The organism is Metabacillus sp. cB07, assembly GCF_016839225.1.
Taxonomy (GTDB): Bacteria; Bacillota; Bacilli; order Bacillales; family Bacillaceae; genus Bacillus_P; species Bacillus_P indicus.
Genome location: NZ_CP069296.1, coordinates 420,026 through 439,232, shown reverse-complemented (window position 1 = coordinate 439,232; position 19,207 = coordinate 420,026). Strand labels below are relative to the sequence as shown.

Annotated in this window: 25 protein-coding genes and 1 pseudogene; 1 reads left to right on the top strand and 25 read right to left on the bottom strand. The window is 43.1% G+C overall.

Annotation, left to right across the window (positions count from 1 at the left end; genetic code table 11):
• Positions 1 to 8: 8 nt before the first annotated feature.
• Complete coding sequence (locus tag JOJ89_RS02380; protein ID WP_051827203.1) at positions 9 to 1,022, bottom strand: toxic anion resistance protein; 1,014 nt, start codon at positions 1,020 to 1,022, stop codon at positions 9 to 11.
• On the bottom strand, positions 1,022 to 1,678 hold the full coding sequence (locus tag JOJ89_RS02375) for a 5-bromo-4-chloroindolyl phosphate hydrolysis family protein (protein ID WP_234703388.1): 657 nt from the start codon (positions 1,676 to 1,678) through the stop codon (positions 1,022 to 1,024). The genes JOJ89_RS02380 and JOJ89_RS02375 overlap by 1 nt, the downstream gene beginning before the upstream one ends.
• 160 nt (positions 1,679 to 1,838) lie before the next feature.
• On the opposite strand from JOJ89_RS02375, the gene JOJ89_RS02370 reads away from it, so the two are divergent.
• Positions 1,839 to 2,015 (top strand): hypothetical protein, encoded by a 177-nt coding sequence (locus JOJ89_RS02370; RefSeq protein WP_158001616.1) that lies wholly within the window; start codon positions 1,839 to 1,841, stop codon positions 2,013 to 2,015.
• On the opposite strand, the gene gvpU is transcribed toward JOJ89_RS02370, so the two are convergent.
• The 23 genes and pseudogenes from gvpU to proB all read right to left on the bottom strand — a co-directional run bounded on the left by gvpU (position 1,999) and on the right by proB (position 19,204).
• Positions 1,999 to 2,412: a gas vesicle accessory protein GvpU gene (gvpU, locus tag JOJ89_RS02365; RefSeq protein ID WP_029566395.1), complete on the bottom strand. Its 414-nt coding sequence runs from the start codon at positions 2,410 to 2,412 to the stop codon at positions 1,999 to 2,001. The genes JOJ89_RS02370 and gvpU overlap by 17 nt on opposite strands.
• 27 nt (positions 2,413 to 2,439) lie before the next feature.
• Positions 2,440 to 3,198 (bottom strand): GvpT/GvpP family gas vesicle accessory protein, encoded by a 759-nt coding sequence (gene gvpT, locus JOJ89_RS02360; protein WP_203289478.1) that lies wholly within the window; start codon positions 3,196 to 3,198, stop codon positions 2,440 to 2,442.
• Positions 3,199 to 3,213: 15 nt separating this feature from the next.
• Positions 3,214 to 3,546 (bottom strand): gas vesicle protein, encoded by a 333-nt coding sequence (locus JOJ89_RS02355; protein WP_029285694.1) that lies wholly within the window; start codon positions 3,544 to 3,546, stop codon positions 3,214 to 3,216.
• A gap of 21 nt (positions 3,547 to 3,567) precedes the next feature.
• On the bottom strand, positions 3,568 to 3,852 hold the full coding sequence (locus tag JOJ89_RS02350; RefSeq protein WP_029285693.1) for a gas vesicle protein K: 285 nt from the start codon (positions 3,850 to 3,852) through the stop codon (positions 3,568 to 3,570).
• Positions 3,824 to 4,093, bottom strand: a complete 270-nt coding sequence (locus JOJ89_RS02345) for a gas vesicle protein (protein ID WP_029285691.1) — start codon at positions 4,091 to 4,093, stop codon at positions 3,824 to 3,826. The genes JOJ89_RS02350 and JOJ89_RS02345 overlap by 29 nt, the downstream gene beginning before the upstream one ends.
• A 21-nt stretch (positions 4,094 to 4,114) precedes the next feature.
• On the bottom strand, positions 4,115 to 4,918 hold the full coding sequence (locus JOJ89_RS02340; RefSeq protein WP_029566398.1) for a GvpL/GvpF family gas vesicle protein: 804 nt from the start codon (positions 4,916 to 4,918) through the stop codon (positions 4,115 to 4,117).
• Positions 4,919 to 4,921: 3 nt separating this feature from the next.
• Entirely contained in the window at positions 4,922 to 5,185 is a 264-nt protein-coding gene (locus tag JOJ89_RS02335; RefSeq protein ID WP_029285687.1) for a gas vesicle protein GvpG, read from the bottom strand.
• Position 5,186: 1 nt separating this feature from the next.
• Positions 5,187 to 5,954: a GvpL/GvpF family gas vesicle protein gene (locus JOJ89_RS02330; RefSeq protein ID WP_203289477.1), complete on the bottom strand. Its 768-nt coding sequence runs from the start codon at positions 5,952 to 5,954 to the stop codon at positions 5,187 to 5,189.
• A 19-nt stretch (positions 5,955 to 5,973) separates the two neighbouring features.
• Complete coding sequence (gene gvpN, locus JOJ89_RS02325) at positions 5,974 to 6,885, bottom strand: gas vesicle protein GvpN (RefSeq protein ID WP_029285683.1); 912 nt, start codon at positions 6,883 to 6,885, stop codon at positions 5,974 to 5,976.
• A gap of 22 nt (positions 6,886 to 6,907) precedes the next feature.
• Positions 6,908 to 7,171, bottom strand: coding sequence for a gas vesicle protein GvpO (gene gvpO, locus JOJ89_RS02320; protein ID WP_029285681.1), 264 nt, complete (start codon positions 7,169 to 7,171; stop codon positions 6,908 to 6,910).
• Positions 7,172 to 7,247: 76 nt separating this feature from the next.
• A complete protein-coding gene (gene gvpJ, locus JOJ89_RS02315; RefSeq protein WP_029285679.1) occupies positions 7,248 to 7,508 on the bottom strand; it encodes a gas vesicle protein GvpJ in 261 nt (86 codons plus the stop codon).
• Between the two features lie 3 nt (positions 7,509 to 7,511).
• Positions 7,512 to 8,000: a gas vesicle protein GvpQ gene (gene gvpQ, locus JOJ89_RS02310; protein WP_029285677.1), complete on the bottom strand. Its 489-nt coding sequence runs from the start codon at positions 7,998 to 8,000 to the stop codon at positions 7,512 to 7,514.
• 25 nt (positions 8,001 to 8,025) lie between these two features.
• Positions 8,026 to 8,517, bottom strand: coding sequence for a GvpT/GvpP family gas vesicle accessory protein (gene gvpT, locus JOJ89_RS02305; RefSeq protein ID WP_235728248.1), 492 nt, complete (start codon positions 8,515 to 8,517; stop codon positions 8,026 to 8,028).
• 41 nt (positions 8,518 to 8,558) lie between these two features.
• The gene (gene gvpA, locus JOJ89_RS02300; protein ID WP_029285673.1) at positions 8,559 to 8,825 is read right to left on the bottom strand and encodes a gas vesicle structural protein GvpA; all 267 of its coding nucleotides are present in this window, start codon (positions 8,823 to 8,825) and stop codon (positions 8,559 to 8,561) included.
• 420 nt (positions 8,826 to 9,245) lie between these two features.
• Positions 9,246 to 9,794 (bottom strand): DUF5381 family protein, encoded by a 549-nt coding sequence (locus JOJ89_RS02295; RefSeq protein ID WP_242524651.1) that lies wholly within the window; start codon positions 9,792 to 9,794, stop codon positions 9,246 to 9,248.
• A 64-nt stretch (positions 9,795 to 9,858) separates the two neighbouring features.
• Positions 9,859 to 10,404 (bottom strand): DUF5381 family protein, encoded by a 546-nt coding sequence (locus JOJ89_RS02290; protein WP_029566406.1) that lies wholly within the window; start codon positions 10,402 to 10,404, stop codon positions 9,859 to 9,861.
• A 199-nt stretch (positions 10,405 to 10,603) separates the two neighbouring features.
• Positions 10,604 to 11,155, bottom strand: a complete 552-nt coding sequence (locus JOJ89_RS02285; RefSeq protein WP_029566407.1) for a DUF5381 family protein — start codon at positions 11,153 to 11,155, stop codon at positions 10,604 to 10,606.
• 14 nt (positions 11,156 to 11,169) lie between these two features.
• A complete protein-coding gene (locus JOJ89_RS02280; RefSeq protein ID WP_051827205.1) occupies positions 11,170 to 11,982 on the bottom strand; it encodes a hypothetical protein in 813 nt (270 codons plus the stop codon).
• A gap of 10 nt (positions 11,983 to 11,992) precedes the next feature.
• Positions 11,993 to 13,240, bottom strand: a complete 1,248-nt coding sequence (locus tag JOJ89_RS02275) for a hypothetical protein (protein ID WP_029566409.1) — start codon at positions 13,238 to 13,240, stop codon at positions 11,993 to 11,995.
• Positions 13,241 to 13,487: 247 nt separating this feature from the next.
• Complete coding sequence (locus JOJ89_RS02270) at positions 13,488 to 13,808, bottom strand: WXG100 family type VII secretion target (RefSeq protein WP_029566410.1); 321 nt, start codon at positions 13,806 to 13,808, stop codon at positions 13,488 to 13,490.
• Positions 13,809 to 14,165: 357 nt separating this feature from the next.
• Positions 14,166 to 16,571 (bottom strand): carbohydrate binding domain-containing protein, encoded by a 2,406-nt coding sequence (locus JOJ89_RS02265; RefSeq protein WP_203289475.1) that lies wholly within the window; start codon positions 16,569 to 16,571, stop codon positions 14,166 to 14,168.
• 226 nt (positions 16,572 to 16,797) lie between these two features.
• Positions 16,798 to 18,069: pseudogene (locus tag JOJ89_RS02260) on the bottom strand (glutamate-5-semialdehyde dehydrogenase); the annotation flags it as partial.
• A gap of 13 nt (positions 18,070 to 18,082) precedes the next feature.
• Positions 18,083 to 19,204, bottom strand: coding sequence for a glutamate 5-kinase (gene proB / locus JOJ89_RS02255; RefSeq protein WP_029566413.1), 1,122 nt, complete (start codon positions 19,202 to 19,204; stop codon positions 18,083 to 18,085).
• Positions 19,205 to 19,207: the final 3 nt, after the last annotated feature.

The window sequence follows — 19,207 nt, the reverse complement described above, 5'->3', positions numbered from 1 at the left end:
CCTGTTTTTTATGCCTGGAGTTTTTTCTGTTCTATGTCGAGTAATGCTGCTTCGGTTTCTTCCCGGGTATGTTTCCCGTCCTTGTGAATGGTAAGCGTTTCTTTGATGGCCATTTGCAGATTTTCCTGTATTTCTTTCAATGTCTGCAGATCAAACTGGTTTCTCCCAAGCGTGGAGGCCTGTTTTTGGTAAAGATCATTCGCAGAACTGGTCAATGTTTTGCCCGCATCAGCAGCATGTTTTTGCCTCAGCAGTGTAAGGGCTATAGTCACTTGGTTTTTCCACAGAGGAATGGCGGTCATAAGGGATGCCTGAATTTTTTCTGCGAGCTTCTGGTTTGTTTTTTGAATCATGCGGATTTGCGGTGCACTTTGAATGGTAAGCTCCCTGCTGACTTTCAGGTCGTAAAGTCTTTGATCCAGCTGGTCTGCAAATTGCAGCAGGTCCTCTTCCTCCTGCCGCTTCATCGGATCGCTTGAGCATTCATTTGTTTTTTTCAGGGCGGGTATTGTCTCGTTGTGCAATTCGTGAAGCTTTAACTCTGCTGCTTCGATGTAAGTATTTAACGAATGAAAATACTCTCTATTTGTCTCATAAAGCCTGTCAAGCATGACGATATCCGAAAGAAGAACGTTTTTGCTGCGTTCAAGTCTGACACTGATTCGGTCAATCTGTACCCCTGCTTTATGAAATCTTGACAGCACTTCCTGCACAGACCGTTTTTTTCTGCCGAACAGCCTGCCGAAAAAAGAGGTCTCATCCTGCATGAGATCCTCCGGGTTTACATCACTAAGGCTTTTAATGAACTCATCCAGAGTGTCTCCGATCTGTCCGATATCTTTCCGCTGCACCTGATCAAGCATGGTGTTTGAAAAAGCAAGGAGCTTGGATTGAGCAGGAAGACCGTATGATACGAGCATGGCGTGGTTCTTTGGGCTGAGCTGATTGACAAGGTGAAGAACCTTCTCTTTTTCTTCAGCCTGGAGAAGGTTTTCACCCTCTTTAAAAAGGTCGCGGTTCATTACATTTTCCACTTTTCATCAAGAGATTTTTTATCCTTGTTTGCTTGAATCGAGTGCCTGGCAACGTCAATCTCAAGATTCAGATCATCCAGGTCATCCTGAACCATATTGAAGAGATCCTGTTCAATCAGCCGTTTTAAATCTGACAGCGTTCTGCGGGTCTCATTCAGCGATTTCTCAAGCTCGAAATTTCTTTTTGGCTGTGATGATAAAAAGGCATACTTCTCACTGAGCTGGACGGCCGAATCCAGATGGGAAAAATAAAACTTCTCCGCCTGATAAAAACGGCGCGGTTCTCTTTTTGTCAGGGCAACTATTCTTCTCGCTACACGGACAAGATCTGCACGCTCTTTTAAAGATGGAAGATGCCTGATCGTAAGAAGGGTCTTCTGAAGGCGCGCCATCTTGGGTGCTGCTTCCTCGAGCTGCTTTTTAATGTATTTATAGTCTTTGCGGGTAAGAGCATTTTTCTTTAAAAAACGTGACTTCATCGTCACAGAAGCAATTGAATAGGCGGAAGCTCCGCCTGCAACTGAATAGGCGGCGGCCGCTATTAAAGGCTGATCAAATCCGATCAGGCTGATTGTTCCCGCTGTCCCTGCAGCAGGTAGCGCAGCCATCATCCGGACACTGAATGCCACAAACGGATTCATCATCAATCGACTCCTAACATAAAAATTCTGCCTGTTTATACGTATGTAGCACATGCGGGGTTTCAGTCCTGTGCCAGTAAACTGGAAAAAAAGGCCTTTCTTTTTACTATACAGCATCCCCGCCTATTTTTCTATTGGCCGGTGAATGTACAGGAGGTAAGACTTGAGGCTTAGATGGATTGATGATAAAAAGGAAAGAACTGTTTTCTGGTCTAGCAGGATTGGTTCCATTAAAACGTTTTCCAAGCATGCTGAAATCAGCGCGCGCGGGGAAGTTTACAGCAGAAAAACCGGAAGCTCTCTTCCGGTTTTCATGTGTGGCGTTATTCCGTTTTTTTAGCTGCCGGCTTTGCATCTGATATTTTCCCGAGGAAGAATCCATTTACTTCGCTCAGCTTGCCGCGCCAGATAATCTGGCCTTTTGAAGGGGTGGATTTGCTGTCACCGATGTACACTTTCGTGTTTTTCAGGTGAATGAAATGAGCTTCCCCGCTTCCGTTTTCTTCAATGGATTCACTTGCCCGGGATAACTGCTCGCTTAGATTTTGTGCGACTTCACTGCCATCTTCGAACGTTTCGCTCAGCGTGTCAAAGTACTCTTTCGCTGAGATCATCGTGCCTGAAATAACAGCGCCGTTCATATTGAGCGTAATATCAAGCGCAAAACCGTGCTTGTTTGAGGCCTGTACAAAAAATTCAAGAACACTGTCTTTGGATGAGGCTGTTGCCGTACTCATTTCCACATCTCCTCCTCTTCACACCGTTTATGATGAAGTGTCGTCGTCACTGCTTAGAGAAGTATCTTCTGACTCTTCATCTTCCTCTTCTTTTTCATCTTTCGCTTTTGAAGCTTTTGCCGTTTTTGCTTTATTGCGTGCAGGCTTTCTCGGCTTTTTCACTTCATTTTTGCCGTCGTCCATCATTTCCTCTTCTTCTTCGTCTTCTTCGATTTCATCGTCGTCTTCAGAATCATCTTCTGATGCCGCTTTTGATTTGCCCGATTTATTCTTGCTTTGATTTTCCTCTTGTTCATCTTCTTCCTCATCATCATCTTCTGCATCATCAGAGCTTGTCTGAGTCAGCTGATTCATTTTTTCTTCAAGCTGCTGAAGACGTTCCTGAAGCGTCTGGTTTTCCTGCTTTAATGCTTCATAATCTTCAGTCGTTGATTCGGCTGATGGTGATTCATTCTGTTCTGTATCATCTGTTTGATTTTGATCCTTTTTGAAAAGCTTGCCAGCAGACGTTTTTAAGCTTGAAGCGCCTTTGAATGACTTTTCCTTCGCAGCCTTACCGAAATCGGCTGCCTTGCTCTTCCAGTCGTCAGTATCAATTTGAGATAAGATCTTTTTCCCGTTTTCAGGTGTTGCCAGGTAGCCTACTGTCGCACCAAGGAGTCCTCCTGCAACCGTGCGTTTGATCGGCATGCTTCGTCTTGATGATTTTTCCTGTGTATTCTTTTCTGATTGTTTATTTTCCTTTGTGCTTTCTGCCTGCGTATTGTCTAATTTTTGTTCTGCCATTGTGAATCCCTCCGATTATTTTAGTTGGTTTGAAGTATTTAAACGATTTGAGCCAAGCTGATTTTCAAGCAGCTCTAATCGTTCATTCAATTTGCGGTTTTCTTCTTCTAGCGCTTTAGTGTTGCTGTTCTCCGCTTTGGAACTGAGATAAGGATCGTTCTCCCACCAGTCCATGCCGATTTCTTTCGCTTTATCGACAGAAGCGACGATCAGTCTGATTTTGATGGTAAGCAGTTCGACATCGGCAATTCCTACGGTAATATCACCTGCGATGACGACTCCTTTGTCTAATATCTTCTCAAGCACATCGACAATTGAGCTCGATTGCCCAGTCGTTTGGACTGCCATAGCTTGTCCCTCCAGTGGCCGTTAAAGCAAGCTGCCTAACGGGCCGAGATCTATATTCAAATCTTCGGCATCAAGGCCGAAGACCTCTTTCAGTTCTTCCATCTTTTCCTCAAGGTTCATAAGGGCTACTCCAAGATTTTCGATTTGCTCGTCCGTCAGCGTTCCACCCTCCACCCGCCTCATCGCATGACGTTCGACAATTTGCCTGAGAAGCTCAATCACCGTCATGACCAGCTGTGCCAGTCCGTGCTCGGCATTGTCAGGATCAAGCTGGATTCTACCATTTGTTTGGCTGGCCTGTTGCATCGATTAATTCCTCCCTTTGTCTGTCAAATTGTTCGCTTGTGACAGGTTTGCGGTTTCCCGCTTTTGATTGAACAAGGGTTTCAACAGATGCAATCAAAACCCTCAGATCCAGATACACCAGATCCACACCTGCTATCGAGATGATTAAGTCTCCCTTGATCGCAACACCCTTGTCCAAAATGACATCCAATATATCAATAAGGGCAATATCTTTGTTTTCAACTGACTCTCTAAGAGACATCCGGAAAATCCCTCATTTCATTTAAAAACTGGAAAAATGATAAGCTGGCCACGGGCCGGTTGCTTCAATTCTCCATCCGGTTCCCCCGAGCTTTTCATCAGCCTGTTTCATCTCTTCAAGGAACGTTTCCACCTTCTCCGACTGAAGGAGGAAAACACTGTTCCAGGCCATGTTCTCTTTCAAGCCTGTCACGTCTTTGTTCCAGTTCTTTTTAATCGCTGCATGCAGGGCATAGTGCTTCAACTGTTCATGCAGCTGTTCACAAACTCGATTCTTCTCATTTTCCAGCTCATCCTCAATCAGCTTGTCAATCTTCTTCTTTTCGAAAAACTGCCTGCCTTTGGGCAGCACGCTGATTTCCTGCATTTTTGCTTCTACTGCAGGATGGGTTTCGCCAACCTTCTTTTTCAGCACCGGGTCATCACTGTAAATCTTTACGTTCCATTCCTCGTTGCCTTTGAGCGACTGCAGGGTTTCGCTGATTTTAGGCCCGCTTGCCTCAATTGTCTGCTTAAGGCTTTCTTCGCTCTTGTAAATGGTGCAGAACTTAAGAGGAATGATTGTAAAAGATTTATAAAGTGCCGTAACCGTTTCATGATGATGGAACGCTTTTTCCTGCAGCCATTCCATATCATTGTCGATTTTGTCTTTTATGGCTTCTTCTGAAAACTGCTCAGAATCCAGTCTGCAAACAACTGCGGTGACATCGCCAGCTGGGATGGTATAAATGTTTTTCTCACCATCAAAGCCCTTAAAAGATGGAAACGATTGATGGTCTGCTTCGTCTGAAGGAATCAGTCCGTATAAATAAATCAAATCGTCCATCTGCTATCCCTCATTTCCCCGTTTGGTCAATTTCTCCCACTCTTCCATCTCTCTTCGTTTGGCGATTTCATACCGCATTAAAAGCTCATCTTCCTTTTCCTGATACGCTTTTTCCGGTATTTCGCCAAGCTCAAACATCATTTGAAGCTGAATGAGTTTCTGCTGGATTGTCGGGAGATCGTACAATTCTTTTTCTGCTTCTTCCTGAACCTTCTGCCCGATTTTAATCACAAGGTTAATTGGCGCTGCCACCAATTTGTGAAGCATATCAGCTCTCCTCCACTTTTAACCTGATATTAACGAAGTTATAAGCCGGCCACGGACCGCTGTAATGGAAATTCACTTTATCCTTCCATTTCTCATGTGCTTCGTTCACTTTCTCATCGAATTGCTGCTCTTTGTCGCGGTCGATGAGAAACGCCGCATTGAGGAGCATCGTTTCACCTGTCGGCTCATTCGCTTTCGCGGCTTCTGATGCTTCTTTAAGAGGTGTGAAGACTTCCGCCTTAAGTTCATTCTGAAGATCTTCAAACACCTTCTGGGCAATGCCGCCAAGCTTGATGCGCTCGTAGTAGCCTGCTGCTTCAGATTTGCCCTTCACAGAAGAAGACATTTTTCCAACCTGCGGATTTTCGTTCACTCTTTCCTCGAGCCACTCTTTACTGCCGATGACTTTTAACCCGACCTCAATCTTGCCTTTAATGGCTGGAAAGAGCTTTTCAAACTGCGGGTATAGGTTTTCCAGAAGGACCTTTACATCGTCTTCTGTTTTAAACACATTCCCGAAGCTGATTGGAATAACCGTGTCGTTTTTTTCCATAACCTTTGAAACCGTCTGCTGATGCATCATCAGATTCTGCCTGTTTGGATGAAAGATTTTCATCGGCACTTCAGCTGCTACCATCGCTGCATCTTTGTACCGGATTGTAAAGAGGTCTGTTTCTTCCCCTTCAATCTCTGCTTTCCCGAAATCTTCCTCTTCTGTTAATTGGATACCGCAAAAAAGATAAATACCCATTTCCTGTTCACTCATCATCAAACACTCCCTCTGCACACTACAGTTTGCTGCATTCATCTATAATCAGGCTGGTTGCATCTTCCTGTTTGTTATCCGAATCAAGACACCTGCTGATCGGATGGCACAGGACATCGATGCATAAGCTTTGAAAATCTGAATCTTCCCCGTCAATCGGAATGTCCTGCTCTGATGCAAGCTTTGCAATCATGATTGAAGCTCTTAAGCTTGGACCATTGTTTTTCTGATTCGAGCATGCATCCCGCAAATTCGTAACAAGAGTAGTAATAATTCTTGCTTCATCTTCATCCACATCTGTTTTCTCTGCGACAATCTTCGTTTCCCTCTCAACATCCTTATAATCAATAAAGATCGTGATGAGACGGTCAAGAAGAGCATCCTGAGTATCATAAACACCTGCATACTCAGCAGGATTGCTTGTGAAAATGACGGCAAAATCAGGGTGGACTTTTATAAATGGGTCGGTCAATTTAGAACCGTATAAGGGCAGTACACCTTCTTCTAAGATTGATAGAAAAATATTATTCGTAGTAGGCTTGGATCTCGTAAACTCATCATAAACCAGCGTATATCCGTGTTTAACTGCTTCGAGAAGCCTTCCATCCCGCCACATCTCGCTTACACTTTCGTCCTTTTTATAAACGGACCTAACATAATTATCCACCACTTTTTTACTTGTATAGCCCGTAAAATCACCAATTAAGTCTTTGTTGTTTAATTCATGATTCCCGTGCATAAGCATGACCGGCCGTTTTCTCTTTTTGGCAAGAGCCAGGGCAAGCGAGGTTTTTCCTGCACCGGAGGGTCCCGTAAAATGAACGGAATAGCCCGATTTCAAGTAATGAAGGGACCTCTTGAGAATCTGTTTCGTCTCATCATCCTGTATGAGGGTTCTGGCATCTTTTTTCATTTTCTCTTTTAGGACCGTCATCTTCTCTTCCCTCCAAGCAGCCTCACTGTTCGGTTCCTATTGCACTTCTGTACCTGATATCAAGCCTTTTAAAAGAAACAACCTCTTTCTCTTTATCAAGCTGGCAATCATAGGTTCCAAGCATTTCATCCTTTGCGTACCGTTTCATGTACTCTTTTTCCTCTATCACTTCAACTGTCACCCGCCACCCCTCGTCCATTGCTTCAACAGAGGTAATCTTATGGGGCGGTGCGACATGCTCACTGAAGAAATCATTCACATTTTTCATAATCTCTTTTATAGACACCTAAAGTCGCCTCCGATTGTTCCGCCGTTGCTTTGAAATAAGCAGGAGCCATCAGGCTCCATGCTGACGATCATAATTAAACGCTGAATTGTGCGCCTCGCTCATTCGATTGGGACGGAAGACCTTTTTCTTCCACCTCATCACGCAGCAGGCCGACAGCTTCTGCATAGCGAAGCCAAGTGTCCACACTCGCGATGACAACGCGCGCTTCAACAGTCAGAATTTCAATTCCTACGACAGAAACTCTGACAAACGCATCAATGACAATCCCCTTGTCGAGAATCCGGTCAATAACCTCTGCCAGACTTGAACTGTCTGTACTTTTTTGAATAGCCATTCTTCATTCTCCTTTCGGCCCTGAACCCATTGTCCTGACGCCCGAAGACGATTTAATATCATTGGAACTCTTGATTTTCACCGAGCTTTTAATGTCAGTCGAGCTCTTTATTTTACGGGCGCTCTTGATATCGTTATACCCTTTAACCTTTTTCTTTTCAGATGATGATGAAGAAGACATCTTTTTCTGAAACTCATCACCGGCTTCTTTCACATTGCCGAGCTTATCTTTCACAGACAGAAGAACATCCTGAACTTTTTCCTTTGCTTCCTCCGCTTTGCCGTGAACTTTATCAGCATTTTCGTCTTTGGCTTGGCCAAGCTTTTCAGAAGCTTCATTCATTTTTCCCTGCAGCTTTTCTTCTGTAGCCTCGACAAATTTTTCTTTCGCCTTTTCCTTTACCTTTTCTTCCATCTTCTCTTTTACAGGTTCGGGACTCTTATCGAAGATTTTCTTGCCTGCCTTAAAAAGCGCTTTTTTCATGTCATCCATGCCATCACCCTCTCAGGGCAAACTGCTATTTCTTTGCTTCTATCAGCTGATTCAGCATCTCTTCAATCCGCTGCAGCTGGTCGTTCATATTCTTGTTCTCTTCTTTCAGCTCATTATATTGAGAAGAATTCAATTCATTCTCGCCGCTTGAATCCTTTTCTGAATTTGATTCTTTGTCTCTCTTCTTCTTAGGGGCCAAAAGGCTCGTAATATTGCCTTTGTCCAAATATCCCGTTGCCGTCTGGCGCAGCGCTGCCATCGCCTGCTCGGCAATAATCTCTTGCGCTGTTCTTCTAAGCTCCTTGCCTGCCGATCGTACAATCTCAGACTGGCCTAGGCTTCCGAATACTTTCTTGCTCGTTTCAGGACTTGAAAGCAGCCCAATTCCCGCTCCAACAACACCGCCGAGAATCGCCATATTAATTTGATTCTGCTGCCTGTCATCCTGCTCTTCGCTTTGATTCTGCTGTTCCGTTTCTTCCTGGTTTTCCATTTTCTCTTTTGTCTCTTTAGCCATGTTTCATCCTCATTTCTCCATAGATTTATAGTTGTTTTCTATTAAAATGTAAAAGCTGACTGGCTGCCGCGCTCATTCTTTTGGCTCTTAAGACCCTCTTCCTCCACTTCGTCCCGAAGAAGACCAACTGCTTCTGCATAGCGAAGCCATGTATCGACACTCGCGATGACAACCCTCGCTTCTACTGTTAAAATCTCGATTCCCACAAGCGACACTCTGACAAATGCATCAATGACGATCCCTTTATCAAGAATCCGGTCAATGACTTCTGCTAAACTGGAACTGTCCGTACTTTTTTGAATACTCACTGACTAACAAGCTCCTTTCATTGACGATAGAGGCGTGCCCTTATCGCTTTGTTACTTGGGATATACCTTCAAAAACGCCCCTTAAAACATGACTTGGATAATAGTAGAAATAAGATGCCTTGATTTTCCAGTATTTCCGCTTCAAATTTCGAAAACGTCTTCAAAAAAGCCTGAAACGAATGGATTTTCAGAAGATTTTAAAGAGTTATATGACAATTAAAACAGTTTTGTTACAAGATGGTGACATAGTGATCCAGGAGAAGATTTATTTCGTTTTGGACGTGAAAAAGCCCCGTATTGGAGAATACGGGGTTGATAATAAATATGGATACTCGTTCATTTGCGCTGTAGACTTTATGCTGAGAGGATGGGATTAAAGATTCGATGTTTTCATTATGGGACAACTTCTCCTCTATAAAGTTATTCTGCTTTCCTTTCATACTTTGCATCTTCGAACAGCTGATCAAGATTAACATGCCGGTCCCATACTGTTTTAGCATCCTGATTCATGTATGGATAGATATACTGGTCAACTAAAACAGCAAAGTCCGTATCATCAAGCTGATTGTATGTCCTAATTTTTGTGGTTTTTCCATCATACGTTTCAATGACTATGTCATTGATCAGGTTAAGGGGATTCCTTGCGAAGCGAATATTTTTTATGCTTGTGAATGGGATTTTCTTATTATTACTCTCCACGCTGCCATTCGGACCCTCCGTTAACTTCAGAAGAACTCTCCCTGGTACAAAACCGGGAAGCGACCATAAGGTGAGGTATAGAAATACAGGAGACAGCAAGATCCCTCCTCCTAGATAGAATAACGAATACTTCGAATCAAATTCTAAGCCATTCACTATGAGAAACATGCATGCTGCAAGACCGCCGAACGTTGCAAGGAGCATCCAGACATACATGAATTTGGAGCCTTTGACGCGGATTGAGTTAAAATCTTTTTCCAGATTGAGCAAGTTCATACCTCCTCGCATTTTTCATTTAAACAAAGCGACCTGATTCAGGTCGCTAATTCAAGCATTATTGGTCGATTTTGTGATCTTTTCTTACAAAATTTAAATCTTTTAACAACTGGTTATTTTCTATTTTTCGATTCCATACTTCTTTTGCATACGGATTCATATATGGAAAAGCATAGTTATCGATTGCTTCGAAAAAACCGTAATCAGGAATGACGTTATATGTTTTGATATAAATATTTTTTCCATCTGTTGTTTTGATTCGAATGCTGTTATACAAAGTTAGGATATTTCGAACCATCTCAATATCATTAATCTCTCTAATTGGAACTACTTTGTTTTTCGACTTAATGATACCATTTTCACCCGGTATGATTTCGAAAATTACTTTTCCGGGGATATAGGCTGGCAGGCCCCAAAACATCATGTTCGCGAAGAACGGAAATAAAAATACACCTGTACCAAGATAGAGAAGAGAGTAAGAGGAATTAAACTTCAATCCTTGCCATGCAAGAAATGCACAAACAAAAGTACCTCCTATAGTAAAAAGCCCTGACCAAACTCTTAAAATATTTGACGGCTTCATTTTAATATGTTTATCCTGCATTTCTTCCACTCCCGAAAATCGTACACCTCAGAATTCTTCGTAATGACATTAATGGCAAGTTTCCTAATTGATAAGGTGAGTTACTTTTAAATCCTCACCAACTGAAAATGGCTTCTTCCGGATATAGGGCAGGGAAGAAGCCATTAAAAATATCCAGGATGACGGGAAAGGTACCACGCCGGATAATTGTTTCAATTTATTACTGTACTGTTTTTCTCTCGTATCCAACCTCATCAAACAGCTTGCTTAAGTTTACATGGCGATCCCAAACTTTTTTAGCATCCTGATTCATATTAGGATATATATACTGATCTACTAAGATAGAGAAATCAGTATCATCAATCAGATCATAAGTGGGGATTCGAAATGATTTCCCATCAAAGGTTTCAATGTACATACTGTTTACCAACGTCAAGCCATTCCGACGCAATTCAATTAATTTTATTGCTTCAAAAGGGATATCTTCTTTTTTAGAACGCAGAGAACCTCCTGGCCCTTGTATTAATGTTACCAGGTTTCTTCCGGGAATCATTCCAGGGAGGAACCACAGAAACAGATAACAAAAAATAGGGAAAAAGATAAATCCTCCTATCATCCATACAAACGAGAAAGCCGAGTTGAACTTCAGCCCCTCAATAATTAAATAGCCTGTTCCCAGTAATCCTCCTATTAAGAAGGCTGCCAGGATGCCATAATAAAACTTGCTTCCTTTGATGTATATTTCTTTGCCGGATTCTCTGAAATTGAGCAATCTTCTTCCTCCTTCTAGCTGATGTTTGCACTCACTTTAAATATAGGGGAAGGAATGAAGCTTTCCAAGAACACTTTGCTTGTGCGCTCTAAATTGAATCGATTTTCCTGATTTTTAGAAATAATCCAGTCGTTCTGCTTACCCGGAATTGAAAAACAGATATCGGCCACATCAGGATTATTGTTTTTATCATATGAAAGAAGCATCATTGTATTTAGCTTTGATTGTCTGTTGGATAAATCAATCATAAAGCTTCCAAATGCCTGAATGTCTTCTGGCTGAAGTTCTGAAGACCATTTACTGATGATGGACGAAAGCTGTGCCGGCTGACTTGCTTCCTCTAAAATCTTTTCAAGGTCCTCATTCGACATTTCTGTGATGATGGCCCTTTCAGACAGCATTTCCTTGTCAGACAATCGCTTGCTTATCAGTTTAATGGTCTCATCCTCTGTAAGACGTCTGATAGTATGCACCTGCTGATCATAGTGAAGTTCATGAACGTACCCAATCTGTTTTTTCATATGAACAGACAGCGCTTCTTCTCTCTCCATATCTGAAGAAAAACAGGAAAATTGCACGGAATAATCTGCGCTGCTCAGAATGTGAATGAATTCGGCCGCCTCTTCTGTCAGCTTGTAGCGTCCATCAGCTTCTCTGATCATATCTTTTGCCATAAGAGATCTTGATGCGATTTCAAGCATCATCTGCAGTTCCTGATCACCAAGTTCAGGGAAGAAAGTATCTTTTAATTGGATTCCCTGTTCATATAGACCTTCACTGTAAAACGAAAAGATAAGTTCTTCTAAGCTTACTTTCACTTTATCCATAGTCGTCTCCTTATCCAAATGAGAATTTTCCTTTAACAAAGTTTGATGCTCCGCCTAAAAGAGATTTCGCTGTATCTTTCGCTTTGGAAAGTCCCTCGCCAACTTCTTTTATTTTCTTAACGGGATCTTTAAATGTTTCTTTAATTTGTTCATTGGCATATTCTACACCGTTATTAAATGCTTCAACGCCTTTACCTGCTTTTTCAAATACTCCTTTTGCACCGTCTACCATGTTGTGGATTGGCTCTTTAAACGCAACTGCAGCTTTCTCAAAATATGGAGCGGTATGCTTTGCCAGTTTTTCACCAACTACCCCACCGACGAAAGATCCGGCAGCAGAGCCAATAACGGTTCCTGCAGGTCCAATGACACTGCCCAGTGTTCCTCCAATAACAGCACCGGCAACTGATGCACCGCCAATTACAAGCGTGTCGTTAGCAGCTTTTCCAACCGCTTTAGCATTCTCCCGTTTTAAAACTTCTGGATTGTTTCCGTACTTTGCATAGTTTTCTGAGATCTTAAGGCCCATTCCTACTCCGGAGGTAACACCGGTTACTGCAAATGTAATCGGACCATTGATTTTAGCAAACTTCAAGCTGGATTTTCCGAACGATTTAAGGGTATCCATTGTTACAGATTTATTTTTAACATTTTTCAGGAAGGACCTTGAATCGTTTGCAAAATCCACCGCATCTGTAGGCAAATATTTCGCATACTTTTTATGAACCAAGTCCGCAAATGAATAGCCATTATACTTTTTGGAAATAAATGAAAACCGCAGATAACCGCGTGCCAGTTTTCTGAACTTCGAATTATCAATTACGTCTGACAGTTTGTTTAATGCTCCCATGTGCTTAAATGTATAGATACCGTCAGCATTTTTTACAAACTTGGTAAGACCGATTCCGTAATAGGCAGCCTGCCTAGCAGAGAGCGCTCCAAGTGCGGTTATGGCACCATAGTTTTCATGCAGCTTAAATAATTTGCCGATTAAATTATCAGCTTCTGCAAATTTATTTGCCGTCGAACGAAGATCGTATTCCAGATTGCTCAGCTTATCCGATAACGCATTCCCCGTCGCCCAAGGATCTCCGACCTGATAAAAACAGTGCTGATATTCCGGCGGTGCGTTCATAATTAAATTTGCAAGCTCTAGATGAAGCCTTTTATATTCCTCTTCAATATCTGAAAGATTATTTACAAACGAATTTGCCAGTCCATCCAACTGATCCGGATTTACTGATATTTTTCCTGCCAAAGCCATACAGCCCCTTTCACCCGCTTAATCTTCTCATTAAATGAATTGGAAAAATTGGTAACCCAAAATTCCAACCTGGATCGGAATAATGAAAAAGTCTACGCATCCGGGTACGCACCCGTCATTCATTCCTTTTCTTTCATCAACCTGCTTTTTTTGCTTTTTTTTATTATAGTTAGGATCATGATCATACCGATGACTCATAACGCACCTCTAAACTTTCAATCTTATTTTTCAATTAGGAATCTCACTGCACATCCAGCTTCTTCAGCCTCAATATGCGCTCCATTCTCTCTAATTCTTCCTGTCTTTCAATCTCTTCGCGCACGCGGTCGACGGAGTTTGCTGCGGCTTCTAGTTCGCGGCTGATGTCGTACAGGTTGTCTGAGTGGCGCTGGAAGAGGATCTTGGCTTCGTCCATGGCGGAATCGAATTTGTCACGGGCCTTGCCGCTCCATGTTGCTGCTTTTTCGTTTGTTTCCTGCACGAGCTTTGATTCCTGGTCTTTGACGGAATCGGATGCCTGCTGGAAGACTCTCGCAAGAGCTCTGACTTGTTCAGAATTCATTTTTTCACCTCTGTCTATTTGACATTTTCTATGTACTTTCGTCTTTTTTCATCAAGATTTACACGTTTTGAACATATAAGAAAATATTACTAGAATACACTTCCAATTTCCATAAGTCCCCAGTAACAAATTCTGATTCTGTTTGTTCAGCTTTTCATATGGTAAAAGTCATGTTTTTACCACATATTGAAAGGATAGCGTTATTTAACAGGACTATCCGATGGTAAAACAAAAGAAAATTATCCCATTTATCTGATACCACGTACCCACACATTTTTAAACCTGATTCTGTAAAAATTTCCAATTAAAATAACCCGGAGAAGTGTCCGGGCTTTTGTTTCGTTCTTTTGATCAGCATTATTGCTTTACTTTAAGGACCACATCATCAATCACTATTTCATGCTCTCCAATCGGTGATCCGGCTGTTTTTCCCATCAGGAATTTTAATGCAGCTGTTTCGTCGGAAGGCATGACGAATTCATACGCATAAGTCTGAATGTCTCCTGTAAGGGCAGGTTTTTCACTTAGGAAGCGGGTATACTGGGCATTTTCCATCGTCAGCTCCAGTTCTCTTGGCTTGGTTGATTTTGCTTTGAATGAAACCTCATACGTTACGTTCCTGGACAGTTTCATATCACCCTGCTCGAGAACGACACTCCAAGGTTCATTTCCTTGGTTTCCAACCGTGATCTTCGCTTCACCGTTTTCAGCTGCTATGCCTGCAGTTGCATCGTAATGAATGTAAGAGGTCCATGGAGCTAACCCCGTACTAAAATCTCCATTTTTTAAAGGATTTTGATCCACGTTGCCGTCTTTCGTTTTTAAGAGAACGACATCATCGAAGTACACATCTTCTTTTGATCCTCCAGCGTTCAGAAGAAGCTGTGCTTCCATGTCACTATCTTCCGTCATCGTGAAGATAATTGTTTTTTCTTCCTTAGAAGTTGTCAGATCGATTGTCGTCGGCTGTGAATAATGGATCCTCCCATCCTGGTTAGTCACGTTCAGTTCAATGGTTCTTGGTTTTGCAGCTCTTGCCTTAAAGGTCAGGGTATACTCATTTCCCTTTAGAAGCTGAAGGCCTTTTTGCGAAAACTGGATGGCATCCGGTGTTTTTCCGCCGTTCTTGATGTCCAATTGCGCTTCTCTAGTCTGCTCTTCCACGCTCACATTTGCTTTTGCACCTTCTGTATGAAGGTTCCAGTACGTCAGCCTATCCATGTTTCCCTGGTCAAACGTGCCGTTGTACACATGATTTCCATTTGAAAGCACAGGTTTTGAAGCATTTTCATCAAGCGGCTCTCCTGTAATATCCTCCACGCGCACATTTCCAATCCATACAGGACTTGTGCCGTTTCCGCCGAGATTAAATTCAAGCCTGGAAAGGATGTCTGTTTCATTGCCCATCTTAAAGGTATAAGAGTAGGATTTCAGCTCTTCCGTAAGAGCGAAAACTTCTTCATTCGAGTACTTTACCCAGCCTCTTTCAGCGCCGGCACCCGTTTTCACCATGATATTTCTGGCTGAATCAGACTTTGCATCAAAGCTCACTTTGTATGTGCCGGCCTCGGCGAGAGAAAGATTCTGAATCAGCTGCAGCGAATAGAGCTGACTTCCCGGGTTTGCGACCGTTATCTTCGCTAAATTCTGATCCACTGAAATTGCGCCCTGTCCGCCAAAATCAGGGAGATGGACAAAATTCCAATAATCGCGGCTGAAAACATCGTCTCCAGAATCCACATCGGTAATAGGCTGCTCAAATGCTGCATCGTAAATATAATTGCCGTCGCTTAAAGGCTGTTTCGCATCAGCTGGAAGAACGGCAGGTTCATCAGCAGGCTCTGTCGGTGTCTTATATTTGCCGTTTTTCAAATCAAAGACGCGCACATAATCAATTTCCATTTGCTTAGGGAAGACAGTTGATGCATCCGGGTCCCCGTCAAACCATCCTCCTACGGCCAGGTTCATGATTAAGTAAAAGTTCTGGTCAAAAGGTGCAGGGTAGCTGAAATTTGCAGCGTTTCCGGTTCCTTTTGAGTACCATTTGTTCTGTGTTTGATAATGCTCACCGTCTACGTACCAGCGAAGCTCACCGGGTTCCCATTCAAGCGCATACGTATGCCAGTCTTCCGTTGTAGAGCCATCCTTAAATTCATAATCTTTGCCTGTATATTTGTTGTTCGGCCATCCTTCCCCGTAGTGAATCGTACCGGCTACAAGGTTTGGTTTGCTTCCCCATGATTCCATGATGTCGATTTCCCCGGAAGCTGCCCATGTACCATATTTATCTTCTTCAGGAAGCATCCAGAGAGCAGGCCATATTCCCTTACCCGAAGGAAGCTTTGCCTTAATTTCATAGCGTCCGTATTTATGGCTGAAGAGTCCTTTTGTTTTCACTTTGGCAGACGTATAATCGTACGTGCCGAACTGATCAGTCGTTTGCTCTTTTTTCGCTTTTAGAATTAGCTTTCCGTCTTTAGTGTAAGCGTTTTCTTTAGAGTCCGTATAATACTCTTTTTCATTATTTCCCCAGCCTTGCGCAACTCCATTCCCATTTTCGTCCACGATCCAGTTGCCGATATCAAAACTCCACTTGCTTTTATCAATTTCGTCCGTGTTAAATTCATCTGCCCATACGAGCTCCCACTTGGGTTTCTTCACGTTTTCTCCCTGCCCTTTCTTTTCGGTTCCATTGTCTGCATGAACAACACTGCCCCCAATGGCCATAAAGAAGCTAAGCATTAAAGCGGCGGTTTTCTTCAAAAAATCCCCTCCCCCAAAAATAGTCTGCATCTATAAGTCTACCTTCCGCTTTATCTAAACTGGAGGCAGATAATTTTGTTTAAGGTATCAGGATTTTAGGAATAGAAGGAAGGATTTTACAAGGGTACGCATATATGTTAAATAGTTCATATTTGTAATACGGGGCTCCTGTCGAATGAAAGAAACATAAATAGAGCACCCATTTTTATGGGTGCTCTTAAACGTCCTATCGAATCTGCCCGTTTCCTCTCATCATAAACTTTACAGTTGTCAGTGCAGGCAATCCCATCGGCCCGCGTGCGTGAAGCTTCTGTGTGGAGATGCCGATTTCTGCGCCGAATCCAAGCGCGCTGCCATCTGTAAATCTTGTTGAAGCATTATGATAAAGGGCTGCTGCATCGACTAAGTGCATGAAGCGCTTAGCGGTTTCCGCGTTTTCTGTGATGATTGCTTCTGAATGCTTTGTTCCGTATTGATCAATGTGATCAATGGCTTCTTCCAAATTACCGACCGTTTTCACAGCAAGATCAAGGCTCAAGTATTCGTTTGCCCAGTCTTCTTCACCGGCTGGAACAACATTCGGAAGAGCATCTGCAGCCATTTTATCTCCGTGAAGAGTGATACCGTGATCCTTTATAGCTTTTGCAAGCTGGTCACTGTTTTCTTTCAGCCAGTCTTTATGAACAATAAGGGTTTCGGCTGCATTGCATACTGCAGGGCGGTCTGTTTTTGCATTGATGATAATGTTCAGCGCTTTTTCCACATCTGCCTTGCGGTCTACATAAATGTGGCAGTTTCCAACTCCTGTTTCAAGCACCGGCACGGTTGCATTTTCAACAACTGCATTGATTAAAGAAGCTCCGCCGCGCGGAATCAGCACGTCAATATGTTCTTTCATGGTAAAGAGCTGCTGGGTTGCAGCGCGGTCTGTCGACGCAATGAACTGAACGGCTTCTTTAGGGATTTTTGTTTTTTCAAGTGCACGGTGCATGACTTCTACAATTTTCATATTAGAAGAGAGAGCGGAAGATCCGCCTTTAAGCACAATGGAGTTGCCTGATTTCAGCGCAAGTCCTGCAGCATCTGCCGTCACATTTGGACGCGCTTCGTAAATCATGCCGATGACACCCAGCGGCACACGGACTTCCTGCACGTTCAGCCCGTTTTCAAGCGTCCATTCAGATAAGACATCTCCTGTTGGATCAGGAAGGTCTGCAACCTGGCGCAGCCCTTCTGCAAAGTCCCCGATGCGCTCCTGGGTAAGTGCAAGTCGGTCCATGTAGGCTTTGTCATATCCCTTTTCTTTTCCTTTTGAGAGATCTTCCTCATTTGCTTTTAAAATTTCTTCGTAAGAATGCTCAAGCTCGTTTGCCGTGATTCTAAGAGCCTCGTTCTTTTCTTCCGTTGTTAACATGCTTAACGTTTTCGCTGCTTTTTTTGCTGTGATTGCCTGTTCTTCCACCGTCATCGGTTTAAGAGCTGCAATACTCATCAAAACGCCTCCTGTTTTATTAGCTCGGCACCTTCATCGAGAAATCCAGAGAGCAGACAAACGTCTCTTGATCAATCGCTGCTGCCGATGTATTGTTTTCTTTCAAATCTTTCAGCTGTTCTGTAGAAAAATTGATGCGGCCAAGGCCGAATTCTTCTTCGTCTTCATCCAAAATCGTGACAACTGCCCCGTCATTAAAGCGCCCGGTCACTTCCTGAATATCAACCGCGTAAATATTTCTCCGTTTATCGATAATGGCTGCTTTTGCGTCATTTGATATCATCACTTTGCCTTCCGGACCTGAATGGAACGCAATCCATTGTTTCTTGCGGTCAAGGTTAAACGCATTGGCTTTCGGTTCAAAATACGTCCCTTTCGCCTTGCCGTTTACAGCATCCATTAAAATATCTCTTGTGCTGGATTTTCCCAGGAATGACTGAATGCCTGAAGCCATGGCAATCTTAAATGCGGCAATTTTGGATTTCATGCCGCCTGTGCCGACTGCACTTCCCGAACCGCCGGCTGCCGCTTCAATCTCAGGCGTGATGGCATCCACTTTTTCAAGCAGCTTCGCATTTGGATTATTGTTTGGATTATCATCATAGAGACCGTCGATGTCGGATAAAATAATCAGCAGATCAGCTCCGATGAGAGCGGCAACTTTAGCTGAAAGTGTATCATTGTCTCCAAATTTCAGACGGTCGACTGTGATCGTGTCATTTTCATTCACAATTGGGATAATTCCGCGCTGAAGCAGAACCTCCATCGTGTTCTTCATGTTTCCGTAGCGTGTTTCATCTGAAAAGTCGCCTCTTGTGATTAAGAGCTGGGAAGCGACATATCCATGAGATAAAAAGAGCTCTGAATAAGATTCCATCAGCAGACCCTGTCCGATTGATGCTGCTGCCTGTTTTTCCGGAAGGTCTGATGGCCGGTTAATGCAGCCAAGCTTTCTGTAGCCTGCTGCAACAGCGCCTGACGACACAACGACGGTTTCATAGCCGGCATCCTTCAGCTCAACAATCTGGTCTGCAAGCTTTTCAAGCTTTCTGCGGCTGACTTCGCCGTGCATACTTGTCAGTGAACTGCTTCCAATCTTAATAACAACTCTTTTTATCTGTTTCTCTTCTTCGTTTACCATCTT

Coding starts and splice junctions, on each gene's coding strand:
- gvpQ (WP_029285677.1), bottom strand. CDS start 8,000: ATGGATGACATGAAAAAAGCGCTTTTTAAGGCAGGCAAGAAAATCTTC.
- gvpU (WP_029566395.1), bottom strand. CDS start 2,412: ATGAGTACGGCAACAGCCTCATCCAAAGACAGTGTTCTTGAATTTTTT.
- JOJ89_RS02290 (WP_029566406.1), bottom strand. CDS start 10,404: ATGCAGGATAAACATATTAAAATGAAGCCGTCAAATATTTTAAGAGTT.
- JOJ89_RS02375 (WP_234703388.1), bottom strand. CDS start 1,678: ATGATGAATCCGTTTGTGGCATTCAGTGTCCGGATGATGGCTGCGCTA.
- JOJ89_RS02340 (WP_029566398.1), bottom strand. CDS start 4,918: ATGGACGATTTGATTTATTTATACGGACTGATTCCTTCAGACGAAGCA.
- JOJ89_RS02330 (WP_203289477.1), bottom strand. CDS start 5,954: ATGATGAGTGAACAGGAAATGGGTATTTATCTTTTTTGCGGTATCCAA.
- JOJ89_RS02350 (WP_029285693.1), bottom strand. CDS start 3,852: ATGCAACAGGCCAGCCAAACAAATGGTAGAATCCAGCTTGATCCTGAC.
- JOJ89_RS02280 (WP_051827205.1), bottom strand. CDS start 11,982: ATGGATAAAGTGAAAGTAAGCTTAGAAGAACTTATCTTTTCGTTTTAC.
- JOJ89_RS02345 (WP_029285691.1), bottom strand. CDS start 4,093: ATGTCTCTTAGAGAGTCAGTTGAAAACAAAGATATTGCCCTTATTGAT.
- JOJ89_RS02335 (WP_029285687.1), bottom strand. CDS start 5,185: ATGCTTCACAAATTGGTGGCAGCGCCAATTAACCTTGTGATTAAAATC.
- proB (WP_029566413.1), bottom strand. CDS start 19,204: ATGGTAAACGAAGAAGAGAAACAGATAAAAAGAGTTGTTATTAAGATT.
- JOJ89_RS02270 (WP_029566410.1), bottom strand. CDS start 13,808: ATGAATTCTGAACAAGTCAGAGCTCTTGCGAGAGTCTTCCAGCAGGCA.
- JOJ89_RS02380 (WP_051827203.1), bottom strand. CDS start 1,022: ATGAACCGCGACCTTTTTAAAGAGGGTGAAAACCTTCTCCAGGCTGAA.
- gvpT (WP_235728248.1), bottom strand. CDS start 8,517: ATGGCTAAAGAGACAAAAGAGAAAATGGAAAACCAGGAAGAAACGGAA.
- gvpN (WP_029285683.1), bottom strand. CDS start 6,885: ATGACGGTCCTAAAAGAGAAAATGAAAAAAGATGCCAGAACCCTCATA.
- gvpT (WP_203289478.1), bottom strand. CDS start 3,198: ATGGCAGAACAAAAATTAGACAATACGCAGGCAGAAAGCACAAAGGAA.
- JOJ89_RS02355 (WP_029285694.1), bottom strand. CDS start 3,546: ATGGCAGTCCAAACGACTGGGCAATCGAGCTCAATTGTCGATGTGCTT.
- gvpJ (WP_029285679.1), bottom strand. CDS start 7,508: ATGGCTATTCAAAAAAGTACAGACAGTTCAAGTCTGGCAGAGGTTATT.